Source organism: Proteus sp. NMG38-2 (assembly GCF_020640995.1).
In the GTDB taxonomy this organism is placed as follows: Bacteria; Pseudomonadota; Gammaproteobacteria; order Enterobacterales; family Enterobacteriaceae; genus Proteus.
Genome location: NZ_CP085481.1, coordinates 3,687,210 through 3,699,635, shown reverse-complemented (window position 1 = coordinate 3,699,635; position 12,426 = coordinate 3,687,210). Strand labels below are relative to the sequence as shown.

At 36.8% G+C, this 12,426-nt stretch carries 8 protein-coding genes and 1 tRNA gene; 4 read left to right on the top strand and 5 right to left on the bottom strand.

Features of this window, described 5'->3' with window-relative positions:
• Positions 1 to 191: 191 nt before the first annotated feature.
• Complete coding sequence (locus LG402_RS17485) at positions 192 to 1,085, top strand: LysR family transcriptional regulator (RefSeq protein WP_319800760.1); 894 nt, start codon at positions 192 to 194, stop codon at positions 1,083 to 1,085.
• Between the two features lie 62 nt (positions 1,086 to 1,147).
• On the opposite strand, the gene LG402_RS17480 is transcribed toward LG402_RS17485, so the two are convergent.
• On the bottom strand, positions 1,148 to 3,433 hold the full coding sequence (locus LG402_RS17480; protein WP_227336040.1) for an FdhF/YdeP family oxidoreductase: 2,286 nt from the start codon (positions 3,431 to 3,433) through the stop codon (positions 1,148 to 1,150).
• Positions 3,434 to 4,097: 664 nt separating this feature from the next.
• Between LG402_RS17480 and LG402_RS17475 the strand changes: the two genes are divergently transcribed.
• The 3 genes from LG402_RS17475 to LG402_RS17465 are packed head-to-tail and all read left to right on the top strand — an operon-like array spanning position 4,098 to position 6,614.
• Entirely contained in the window at positions 4,098 to 5,450 is a 1,353-nt protein-coding gene (locus LG402_RS17475; protein WP_227336039.1) for a cytochrome ubiquinol oxidase subunit I, read from the top strand.
• A complete protein-coding gene (gene cydB, locus LG402_RS17470) occupies positions 5,450 to 6,457 on the top strand; it encodes a cytochrome d ubiquinol oxidase subunit II (protein WP_227336038.1) in 1,008 nt (335 codons plus the stop codon). The genes LG402_RS17475 and cydB overlap by 1 nt, the downstream gene beginning before the upstream one ends.
• On the top strand, positions 6,441 to 6,614 hold the full coding sequence (locus LG402_RS17465; protein ID WP_109409130.1) for a DUF2474 domain-containing protein: 174 nt from the start codon (positions 6,441 to 6,443) through the stop codon (positions 6,612 to 6,614). Before cydB ends, LG402_RS17465 begins: the two co-directional genes overlap by 17 nt.
• Before the next feature lie 73 nt (positions 6,615 to 6,687).
• On the opposite strand, the gene LG402_RS17460 is transcribed toward LG402_RS17465, so the two are convergent.
• The 4 genes from LG402_RS17460 to dnaG form a co-directional block, all read right to left on the bottom strand.
• A complete protein-coding gene (locus LG402_RS17460) occupies positions 6,688 to 7,605 on the bottom strand; it encodes a bestrophin family protein (protein WP_227336037.1) in 918 nt (305 codons plus the stop codon).
• A gap of 546 nt (positions 7,606 to 8,151) precedes the next feature.
• Positions 8,152 to 8,228, bottom strand: a tRNA-Ile gene (locus tag LG402_RS17455).
• A gap of 332 nt (positions 8,229 to 8,560) precedes the next feature.
• Positions 8,561 to 10,414, bottom strand: coding sequence for an RNA polymerase sigma factor RpoD (gene rpoD, locus LG402_RS17450; RefSeq protein WP_166539625.1), 1,854 nt, complete (start codon positions 10,412 to 10,414; stop codon positions 8,561 to 8,563).
• Positions 10,415 to 10,600: 186 nt separating this feature from the next.
• On the bottom strand, positions 10,601 to 12,349 hold the full coding sequence (gene dnaG, locus LG402_RS17445) for a DNA primase (protein ID WP_166539624.1): 1,749 nt from the start codon (positions 12,347 to 12,349) through the stop codon (positions 10,601 to 10,603).
• Positions 12,350 to 12,426 lie beyond the last annotated feature (77 nt).

Genomic DNA, 12,426 nt, shown 5'->3' with positions numbered 1-12,426 from the left:
TTAAAACAAGCTCACTCTGAGAGTAAAATGAGAGTGAGCTTTTTTATTTAGTTAGGATTCCCCATTTTTATCTTCTATCTTTACTTATAGATAAAAAGCTGGAAGGTAAATAAAACTGCGCGTACTGTTTATCTTATAGTATAAGAACGGCTATTTTTTCTATTCACCTGCTTATCATGAGGTCATCGCATATCGACATAAAACAATTATTTTATTTAATCGCATTAGATAAAACTCAACATTTTGGCCAGGCTGCTGAAATGTGCCATGTCACACAACCTACTTTATCCATGCGATTACGTAATTTAGAAAAAGAGCTAGATGTTGTGCTTATTAAGCGGAGTTCTCGTTTTGAAGGATTTACAGAAGAAGGCGAGAAAATCCTAAAGTGGGCGAAAACAATGGAGTCTGCTTATAATGGATTACAGGCAGAAGCGGCTAATTTTCGACAACAGTTATTAGGACAATTGCGTATAGGCATTGTGCCATTAACTAATTTAAACCCAATGAAAATGTTGCAGAAAATCTCATCCGTTTTTCCTGAAATTCGCTTTCAGGTTATGTCGAGTGATAGTGAAAAGATAGTCGATTGTCTTAATAATAATAGCCTTGATATTGGTATTTGCTATTTAGAAAAAGCGAATACTCAGCAACATGAAATTTATGCTTTAAAGCAAACAGAATTGGGGCTTTTATTTCATCGTAATCATTTTATGCCTTCGGCAAAAACGATTTCATGGAATGAAGCAGTTAAATTGCCATTGGCACTGCTTAATAAAGAAAATCATTTTAGACAATCCGTTGATCTGGCATTTCAGCGCTATAATTTGCATCCGAAAGTATTAGTTGAAAGTAGTTCTACACTTCATCTTATGCAATCAGTCGATGCAGGATTTTGTGCCTCAATTGTTCCTCTTTCAAAAGGAATTGAAAAATTGAACCCAAATCTTGATGTTGTTCCTATTGCTGATGCCACAATAAATTCTCCTCTTGGTATTATTATTCGGCGCGAAGAGCCTCGTTCGATACTGATTGAGAAATGCTTTACTGAAATGTGTACATATTTAGTTGATATGAGTTTGTAGATAAAAAGAGAAGCTGAGACTAAATATAGACTCAGCTTTTTATTTTTTAGTTGGATGAAACCTTAGGCAACTTGTGCTTTTTGGGCGTGAATTCTAACAGGTGTCGCTTTATATGAAGGTGTTCCACTTTCTTTATCAACATAGTCCAGTGGAATAAGGACATTAGCTTCTGGGTAATAAGCAGCAACAGTACCCGGTGCAATACTAAATGAAACAACAGTAATATCATTAAGCTGTAGCTTTCTATTTTGACTTACTGTTTCAATAGTCACTTTGTCGCCTTGTTTTAAACCTCTTGCGATTAAATCAACCTCGCTCATAAAGAGCACATCACGCCTACCGAAAATACCACGATAGCGGTCGTCTAATGCATAAATGGTTGTATTGTATTGGTCATGACTACGTATTGTGACGAGACGTAAAATATCATCTCCAGCGACTGGTTCATTTTCGTTAACACCCTCAAAAACAGAAAACATCGCTTTACCCGTTGGTGTATCCCAAATTCTTTCAACCGCAGGCAGTGGCATACGAAATCCACCTGGTACACGAATACGTTGATTATAGTTTTCGAAACCCGGAATGGTTTTTTCAATCATGTCACGAATGAGATCATAACTTTCCGTAAATCTCATCCAAGGTGTTTTGCTTTCAGATAACGTTGTTGCCGCCATTTCGGCAACAATAGATGGCTCTGATTTTAATAATGGAGACGCTGGCGTTAATTTACCTGAAGAGGCATGTACCATCGACATAGAGTCTTCAACGGTGATTGATTGGCGGCCTAATGCTTGTATATCTGATTCAGTACGGCCTAAGCAAGGCAAAATAAACGTATTTTTAGCAGTTAATAAATGAGAGCGATTTAATTTAGTTCCAATATGAACACTGAGGTCCAGTTTTCGCATTGCTGAAAAAGACAGTTCGGGATCAGGCAATGCCACAGCAAAATTACCTCCTAAGCAAATTAATGCTTTTGCTTTACCTTCAACCATAGCTTGCATGGCATTAACAGCATCATGACCATGTTTATAAGGTGGTTTGAAACCGAAGATTTGTTCTATTTTTTGCAGAAATTCTGTAGAGGGTTTTTCAGTAATACCGACGGTTCGATTGCCTTGAACATTAGAATGCCCTCGTAATGGACATATTCCAGCCCCCAGTTTTCCAATATTACCTTTCATTAATAATAAATCGGCAATTAAGCGAACGTTAGCGGTTCCTTTATTATGCTGGGTAATACCCATACCATAAGTAATAATGGTGGCAGGGGAATTCGCGTAAAGTGATGCGATACTTTCAAGAGAATCTTGTGAAAGCCCACTTTCATTTTCAATATCTTGCCAAGTTGTTTGGTTTAAATCGTCAATAACGGCTTCAAATCCTTGAGTATGTTCTGCGATAAAATCATGATCAAGAATATCGCCACGCTCTAAATCCCAAGCTAATAGCGTTTTCATAATGCCTTTTAAAGCCGCAGCATCACCCCCCGCCTTAACCTGATAGTAAGATGATGCAATATTGGTTGAGCTATAAGTTGCCATCTCAATTATGCTTTGAGGATCGGTAAAGCGTTCTAATGCACGTTCTTTTAATGGGTTTAAGACGACAATGGGGACACCTCGACGAGCCACTTCATGTAATGTTCCCATCATTCTAGGGTGATTGGTTCCGGGATTATGACCGATAGCAATAATTAATTGTGTACTATCGAAATCATCTAAAGAAACAGTCCCTTTACCAATACCAATTGATTGTGGTAACCCTACGCTAGTAGGTTCATGGCACATATTTGAACAATCTGGAAAATTATTTGTGCCATATTCTCTAGCAAAAAGCTGGAATAAATAAGCGGCTTCATTTGAAGCTCTTCCCGAAGTGTAAAATTCCACACTATCTGGTGAAGGAATATCTCTTAATAATTGACCTATACGATCAAAAGCCTGTTCCCATGATACAGGAACTAGAGTGTCAGTTATTGGATCATAAGAAAGAGGGTGAGTTAAACGGCCATAACCTTCAAGTTCAAAATCTGATTTTTTTAGTAATTCAGTCACTGTGTTTTGTGCTAAAAATTCTGGTGTGACTCTTTTTTTCGTCGCTTCCCAAGTCACGGCTTTGGCACCATTCTCACAAAATTGAAAAGTAGAGTGATGCTCTTTATCTGGCCATGCACAACCTGGGCAATCAAATCCATCAGGTTGATTGGTATTAAGTAGTGTTTTAGGTGCAATTAAAGCATCCATTTGAGTACGTACTGCAATAGCTGTTGCTTTTAATGCTCCCCATCCTCCGGCTGGGCCGTTATAGGGTTTTACTCCAGGAATAAGCGATTTATTTTTACTCATATAGATATTCCTAAAAAACAAATAATAATATTTATTTATGAAAATAAATGGGCAGGTGAATATAAAAACAATATGCTTATATAATTAAATATATAATGCTATTTGAACGCAATAATATATTTATACTTGTTAAAATTAAAATCTAGTAAATGGAGAATAATAAGATAATATAAACATACAAATTTTTTGTTATTTAAAAAGTTAAAACAATGTGACTTGGTTGTCAACGCCCTAAATACTCTCTATAGCCCTTTATACGGATATATCGAGTGGCGATAGAGCATATCTATCACTCAATAAAATCAATTTATTTGACTAGCTGTTACGTGATGGTTAACAATATTAACACGATAAAGAATGAAAATATTTTACTTCATTTACTTTTATTACTAGTTAAAAAATCAACCTAATAGGTATTTTTATCGATATATATAAAGCTATGTATCGATTTGTCTGTGTTGTTTTTTTATTCACTTACAATAGGGGGAGATAATCTTAATAATAAATTTAAATATGAATTAAATACTTTGTTGTTAATATTAAAGCAATAAAAGTAATGAGATTAATAATAAGAAGATAATAGTGGTTTATTTGAGAAAAACATAAATAGGAAAATAGAAATGAATAAATTTATGATAAATAGATTTATACGAAGAGGGGCATTATGTTTGGGTTAGACGCTTTTCATTTAGCAAGAATACAATTTGCTTTCACGGTCTCTTTTCATATTATTTTTCCTGCTATTACGATAGGACTTGCGAGTTTTTTAGCGCTATTAGAAGGCTTATGGTTAAAAACTAAGGAGCCAAGTTATTTTACGTTATACCAATTTTGGATAAAAATTTTCGCAGTGAATTTCGGAATGGGTGTAGTTTCTGGGTTAGTCATGGCATACCAATTTGGTACAAACTGGAGTGGTTTCTCGCAATTTGCAGGTAGTATTACAGGCCCAATGTTGACTTATGAAGTGCTCACTGCATTTTTTTTAGAAGCTGGGTTTCTTGGTATTATGCTATTCGGATGGAATAAAGTTGGGCGGAAGCTTCATTTTTTTGCTACTTGTATGGTGGCATTAGGAACTCTTATTTCAACGTTTTGGATCTTATCTTCAAACAGCTGGATGCAAACACCACAAGGTTATGAAATAGAAAATGGTATTGTTGTGCCTGTTGATTGGTTACAAATCATTTTTAATCCCTCATTTCCTTATCGCCTATTACATATGTCAATCGGGGCATTTTTAGCCAGTGCTTTATTTATTGCTGCATGTGCGTCATGGCTTTTATTAAAAGGGAAAGATACAGCTGCAGTACGCAAAATGTTATCTATGGCATTATGGTTAGTGTTGATTATTGCACCAATACAGGCTTTTGTAGGTGATGCACATGGTTTAAATACACTAGAACACCAACCCGCAAAAATAGCGGCTATTGAAGGGCATTGGGATAATTCATCACAAGAAGCGACACCACTTATTTTATTTGGTCTTCCAGATATGGATGAAGAAAAAACAAAGTATGCAATAGAGATCCCGTATTTAGGTAGCCTTATTCTTACTCATAGTCTTGAGAAACAAATTCCTGCACTTAATACATTTGCACCAGAAGATAGACCTAATTCCACCATTATATTTTGGTCATTTAGAATAATGGCAGGCCTTGGTATGTTGATGATTTTCCTTGGCCTATTAAGTGTCATTTTACGCAAGCAAAAAAAACTCTATAACTCTCCATTTTTTTTACGATTTACATTATTAATGGGGCCTACGGGATTGATTGCTATCCTTGCCGGTTGGTTTACGACAGAAATTGGTCGCCAGCCTTGGGTGGTTTACGGCGTGCAACGGACTAAAGATGCCGTTTCAGCGCATGGGGATTTGCAAATGAGTTTGAGCTTATTAGCTTTTATTTTGGTTTATTGTTCAGTATTTGGTATCGGTTATTTTTATATGATGCATTTAATGAAAAAGGGCCCTGTTGAATTGCATTCAGTACCATTAATCGAAGGTGAAAAATAATGAATGTTGATTTTTCGATTATTTGGTTCGCCATCATCATATTTTCTACGCTGATGTATATTATCGCGGATGGATTTGATCTGGGTATTGGTATTATTTTGCCGTTTACGAAAGATAAAATACAAAGAGACACGATGATAAATAGTGTGGCACCAGTATGGGATGGCAATGAAACATGGCTTGTTTTAGGTGGTGCTGCGTTATATGGCGCATTTCCTTTGGCTTATGCTGTGATTATTGAGGCACTGACTATTCCATTAACATTAATGTTAATCGGTCTTATATTTCGTGGTGTGGCTTTTGAGTTTCGTGTTAATGCGTTACCTAAACATCGTCTGTTTTGGGATTCAGCTTTTATTGGTGGCTCCTTTTTAGCAACTTTCTGCCAAGGTATTACGGTTGGTGCAGTAATTAACGGTTTTGAAGTAATTGGGCGTAGCTTTAGTGGCTCTGCACTAGATTGGTTAGCGCCATTTCCTCTCTTTTGTGGTTTTGCCTTGCTAATTACTTATGCACTTTTAGGAAGTTCATGGCTAATAATGAAAACAGAGCATCAACTGCATCGTAAAATGTGTTCTATTACTGTTTATTTAGCGATTACATTATTGGTTGCGATTGCAATAGTCAGTCTATGGACACCTCTAGTACATGAAGATATTGCACAGCGCTGGTTTAGCTTACCTAATTTATTCTTTTTATTACCAGCACCTTTATTCGTATTAGCGTGTACATGGGGCATAGTGCGTAGTGCTTATAACTATGGGCATTATTTGCCATTTTTATTATCACTTTTATTGGTCTTTATCGGTTTTGCTGGATTGGGTGTGAGTATTTTCCCTTATATTATTCCACCAACAATTTCTATTTGGGATGCGGCATCACCCGTTTTAAGTCAGAAATTTATGTTGGTTGGTGCTGTGATTATTATTCCTGTTATTCTTATGTATACCAGTTGGAGCTATTATGTTTTTCGTGGAAAGGTAAACCCAAATGAAAGCTATCATTAGTCATTTTTTAACGATAAAACCCGTTCAAAAAAAAACATATTGGTACCAACAAATAGGATGGATGATAATTATTTGGAGTTTAAGTGTATTAAGCTTAGCTATTATCGCTTCTTTATTTAAATTATTAATGTACAGTGCCGGAATGAGAACACATTAGCTTTTAGATGGTCATTAACAATAAAAAACAGTGTAATTTTTTGCACTGTTTTTTATATTTTTATTATTTTCAATTACAATAAATTATAATTTTTATCTGGTCTTACAGTTATCGGTAATGGGCTAATATCTTGCATTTCTAATAAGTTTCTTTCAATCGTATTACAAATAGCATTTAGGGGTAAGTCATTTGCAGATATACCAAAAGGATCTTCTAATTCCTCAGCTAGTGAATCCCAAGACAAAAAGGTATAAGAGATAAACACGGATACAAATGGTGTCATGTAGTGGAGATCGGCTACTAAAGCAAAAGGCAATAATGCACAGAATAGATAAACAGTACGCTGTAATATCAAGGTATAAGCAAAGGGAACCGGGGTATTTGAGATACGCTCACAACCGCCTAAAACGTCAGATAAATTATTAATATCTTTATTAATTGATTGAAAGATAACATCACTTATCATTTTATTATCTCTCAATTCGCCTATTTTTAAACCAATATGTAATAAGATACGATTGGTAGGATAAGGACTATTCATTATTTCATCAAATAAAGGCCGAGGTAATAAACGGTAGAGATCAACTATTGGATTAGTTTTTCTTAACTCGTGTTTTAAACTCCAACTAAAAGCAATTAATAGATTAGAAAAGTCTCGGTTGAATTGTTTATCTTCAGGTAATAAAGCCTTTATGTTTCTTAATATATTACGATGGGTAATTAACATATTACCCCATAAGGTTCTTGCTTCAACCAACCGGCTATAGCTTGCATTGTTTCTGAAACCAAGAAATATCGCAATGGCGATACCCAACAAACTAAAAGGCGCAACAGTTAAGTGTATACCTAATTGTTCATACCATTGATAAATTAAAATAGCGATAATTGACATAATAATATTAAGGCATAAGCGAAGTATTATTTTTGCAAGCACTGAACCATGCCAATCAAATAACCGAAAAAACCAGTGTTGATTAGGACGTATAACCATAATAGTAATAATATAAAACGAGGTTTGAATTTGTTGGAATATTATCTCAATAAAAGAAGTAATAAGCTAATTAATTCTCTTGAAAATAAAGTGGGTAAAAATCTAGTTCATATCTGCATGTATGAACCAGAAAGATAAGTTTATATATATTAAATGCAACTATTGTTAGTATAATAATAGTTGCATAATTGATCTAATATATGCACCAAAGTAATGGAAGCGATTTAAATATACATGGGTAAGTTATTTTTAAAAATTTTTATCATATTGTAATGGTAAGATAATATTTACAATGTGAATGTATTTTTGAAAACTTTATCTGGTGAAAATAAATAGAAATATAATATGTTGTTTTTTCTGAGGAGCAACGAGTTATTAATATTCTATTAATGAAAATGTAAAACTTGAGGTGTAGAAAAAGAGAGCCGATAAAAAATGAACCTAGTTAAAGATATCTGATGGGGAAAAAATAGGGCAACGATTTGTAAAAACAAAAAAGCCACTTGCTAAGAAGTGGCTTAATGCGCTGATTTAACAGCTAAAATTTGGTGGCCCCTACTGGACTTGAACCAGTGACCAAGCGATTATGAGTCGCCTGCTCTAACCAACTGAGCTAAGGGGCCTAATGGAGTGAGATTATACGTGCCATTTGGCACTAGGTCTAGCCTTTGAATGACTGTATGCGCAATTTATGCTCAATATAAACAATAAAAAGATAAAATAGAGAATAACTGTGATATCAATAACCTAGTGTAAGAATTGAGAGATAAGCATAGGCAGATGCGTAATATTATAAATAAAGAGGCTATTTTTTATAAATGTACATTGTAGAGAATGGTTGTTGAGAGGCTCTGAACAATAACCATTAAACGAGAGATAGGATCGTGATTAACCGATAAAAAAACGCCTGTGAATATCACAGGCGTTTGTTATAGCATAAATGAGTGTAAGCTAATTACTCGTCAAGGAAGCTACGTAATACTTCAGAACGGCTTGGGTGGCGTAATTTACGCAGTGCCTTCGCTTCAATCTGACGAATACGTTCACGGGTAACATCAAACTGTTTACCCACTTCTTCTAAGGTATGGTCTGTATTCATATCAATACCAAAACGCATACGCAGGACTTTAGCTTCACGTAATGTTAAACCAGCTAACACTTCGTGAGTTGCTGAACGTAAGCTTTCTGATGTTGCAGAATCCAGTGGTAATTCGAGAGTAGTATCCTCGATAAAATCACCTAAATGTGAATCTTCATCGTCACCGATTGGGGTTTCCATGGAGATTGGTTCTTTAGCGATTTTCAGTACCTTACGGATTTTATCTTCAGGCATCAGCATGCGTTCTGCAAGCTCTTCTGGTGAAGGCTCACGTCCCATCTCTTGCAACATTTGGCGAGAGATACGGTTTAGCTTATTAATCGTTTCAATCATGTGAACAGGGATACGAATTGTACGTGCCTGATCAGCGATTGAACGAGTAATTGCTTGGCGGATCCACCATGTTGCGTAAGTTGAGAATTTATAACCACGACGGTATTCAAATTTATCAACCGCTTTCATCAGACCGATATTCCCTTCTTGGATCAAGTCAAGGAACTGTAAGCCACGGTTGGTATATTTTTTTGCGATAGAGATAACTAAACGTAAGTTCGCTTCAACCATCTCTTTTTTCGCACGACGAGCTTTTGCTTCACCGATAGACATACGACGGTTAATATCTTTAACCTGTTCGATTGTCAGACCAGTTTCAACTTCAATTTGCTGCAGTTTTTGTAAGCTGCGTTGTACTTCTTCTTCAATACCTGCCAGTTTTTCAGACCAAGGTTTATTCATTGCACGAGCAGCAGTGAACCATGTGTCATTGGTTTCGTTACCTGTAAACAGCGTAATGAAGTTTTTCTTAGGCATTTTAACTTGATCAACACAAAGACGCATGATGTGACGTTCTTGAGTACGAACTCTGTCCATCATCTCACGCATGTTGTTAACCAGATAATCAAACTGTTTCGGTACTAAACGGAACTGTTTGAAAATTTCAGATAACAATAAGATCTCAAGTTCTGTATCTTTGTGATTACGACCTTTGGCCTTGATAGTCTGGCGAGTTTTCTCGTATTGTTCACGAAGCTCAGTAAATTTTTGGCGAGCTAATTCAGGATCGATGCTGTTATCATCATCGCTATCGCTGTCATTATCGCCATCTTCATCTTCGTCTTCATCTTCGTCTTCAGCATCGTCAACTTCATCATCACTTTTGCCTAAATTGACCACTTCACTCTCTGCCACTTCTTCGGCATTTGGGTCAATAAACGCAGTAATTAAGTCAGAAAGACGTGCTTCACCAGCTTCAACACGATCGTATTGTTCAAGAAGATAAGTAATTGCTTCTGGATATTCAGCAACAGAGCATTGAACTTGGTTAATACCATCTTCAATACGTTTTGCGATATCAATTTCACCTTCCCGGGTAAGCAATTCAACCGTACCCATTTCGCGCATATACATACGCACAGGATCGGTTGTACGGCCAATCTCAGATTCTACACTAGAAAGTACCTGAGCCGCGGCTTCTGCCGCATCATCATCAGTGTCATTTGAATTTTCTGCCAGCATCAGATCATCGGCGTCAGGTGCTTCTTCCATAACCTGAATGCCCATGTCGTTAATCATCTGGATGATGTCTTCGATTTGATCTGAATCGACGATATCTTCCGGCAGATGGTCATTGACCTCAGCATAGGTCAGGTAGCCTTGCTCCTTACCTTTAGTAACAAGTAGCTTCAGCTGTGACTGCGGGTTTTGCTCCATAAGACGGTATCCACACTTCAAAGTAATTTGGGTTGGTGTCGGTCGGCGATAACTGTTCAGCCAACAATAACTACGGAGGGGCATTTTCATTGTCGATTGCTACGGTCCCCTCAGCGTAGCAAATGTAGGTTTTTAGTACCTACCGATAGCGGCAATTAAGCCGTGTTTTTAATCTTAATTCTGTATTTACTTTTTAACGCGTGCCTGTATTATCAATTGGACTTCTTCGCGTTCATCTTGCGTTAGGCCTTCTGTTCTCTCTTTTGCAATAAGGGCGTTTAAACGTTCGTCCATTGCGGTTAGAAAAAGATGATCTAACGTGTCGGTAAAGGTTTTTTCTGCAATCTCATCTATATCTATATCGTTCCACATTGCCAATTTTTCAAGCTGTTTACCGAATTTATTCTCTCTGTAGAGTTCGATAATCTGTCCTGTATTAAGGCCTGGTTGTGCTTGGCAAACGGAAACAAGTTCACTAAAGAGTGACAAACCTGCAATTTTTTCTGTATTTAACCCCTCAAGAGGGGGTACTAATTTAGAGAATTCTGGGTTTTGTATCAATAAGGCAATTAATATACGCATTGGCGTTGGACGTAATATCGTTGGTTGATACGATAATTCGTGGCTCGCCGCTGTTCTACCAAATAAACGATCCATTTGCTCAATATCGGGATTTCCCGTTAAGCTTCCAAGCTCTCTTAATAAATATAGACGTAAAGTTTCACTTGGGATCTTATCTATTAATGGTCGAGCTAAACTGTATAACTTACCATTGCCTTCTTGAGTACTCAGATCCACCTGAGGAACGAGCGAATCAAATAGAAATTCTGATAATGAATGTGATTGTTCCATACGTTTTTCAAAGGCTTCTTTACCTTCACGACGTACCAATGAATCAGGGTCATCGCCTTCAGGTAAAAACATAAAACGTAAAGAACGGCCATCATTTAAAAAAGGAAGTGCAGTTTCTAGTGCTCGCCAAGCGGCATCTCGTCCTGCTCTATCTCCATCATAGCAGCAAATAATGTTATCCGTTGTTCTAAAGAGCAACTGAATATGTTCTGCTGTCGTGGAGGTTCCTAATGAGGCAACGGCATAATCAATACCAAACTGCGCTAATGCCACAACATCCATATAACCTTCAACAACTAATAGCTTTGTAACGTTATTATTAGATTGTTGTGCTTCATAAAGACCGTAAAGTTGACGTCCTTTATGGAATATCTCTGTTTCTGGTGAGTTCAAATATTTAGGTAAATCATCACCTAAAACACGTCCACCAAAGGCAATAACACGGCCACGTCTATCTCGGATAGGAAACATGACGCGTTGACGAAAACGATCATAAGTACGGCCATTATCGTTTGTTATTACCATGCCTGCTTCAAGAAGTAGGGCTTTATTATCGGCATTTTGACCAAACCGCTTTAGGATATTATCCCAACCAGTAGGAACAAACCCAATAGAAAAACGACTAATAATATCTTCACTAAGACCACGATGCGCAAGGTAATTTCTGGCTTCCTGAGCATCTGACTTATTGAGAGCACTACTATAATATTGGTTCAACTTCTCCATCACTTGATAGAGATTTTGTCTTATATGTCGTTCAATTGGGCTACTGCCAGTTCCTGATTCATAAGGAACTTCTAACCCATGCATTGCTGCTAACTCTTCAATGGTTTCGACAAAATCGAGTCTGTCGTAGTTCATTAAAAAATCAATAGCATTGCCATGCGCGCCGCAACCAAAACAGTGATAAAACTGTTTGTCGCTATTTACTGTGAATGAGGGCGTTTTTTCGTTATGAAACGGACAACACGCTGAATGATTTTTGCCTTGTTTTTTTAACGGCACACGAGCGTCGATAAGATCGATGATATCGGTTCGAGCTAGTAAATCATTAATAAATGAACGTGGAATTCGTCCAGCCATAAGCCCTTTTACGCCTGTTGTTGAACGAGAATAAGCCGCGCTCTCATAAGAAAGCACGGCCTTTAACTGCGACTACA

Bases quoted from the DNA above. Each gene is read 5' to 3' on its own strand.
- LG402_RS17480 (WP_227336040.1), bottom strand. From the start codon at position 3,433: ATGAGTAAAAATAAATCGCTTATTCCTGGAGTAAAACCCTATAACGGC.
- LG402_RS17475 (WP_227336039.1), top strand. From the start codon at position 4,098: ATGTTTGGGTTAGACGCTTTTCATTTAGCAAGAATACAATTTGCTTTC.
- cydB (WP_227336038.1), top strand. From the start codon at position 5,450: ATGAATGTTGATTTTTCGATTATTTGGTTCGCCATCATCATATTTTCT.
- LG402_RS17465 (WP_109409130.1), top strand. From the start codon at position 6,441: ATGAAAGCTATCATTAGTCATTTTTTAACGATAAAACCCGTTCAAAAA.
- LG402_RS17460 (WP_227336037.1), bottom strand. From the start codon at position 7,605: ATGGTTATACGTCCTAATCAACACTGGTTTTTTCGGTTATTTGATTGG.
- rpoD (WP_166539625.1), bottom strand. From the start codon at position 10,414: ATGGAGCAAAACCCGCAGTCACAGCTGAAGCTACTTGTTACTAAAGGT.
- dnaG (WP_166539624.1), bottom strand. From the start codon at position 12,349: ATGGCTGGACGAATTCCACGTTCATTTATTAATGATTTACTAGCTCGA.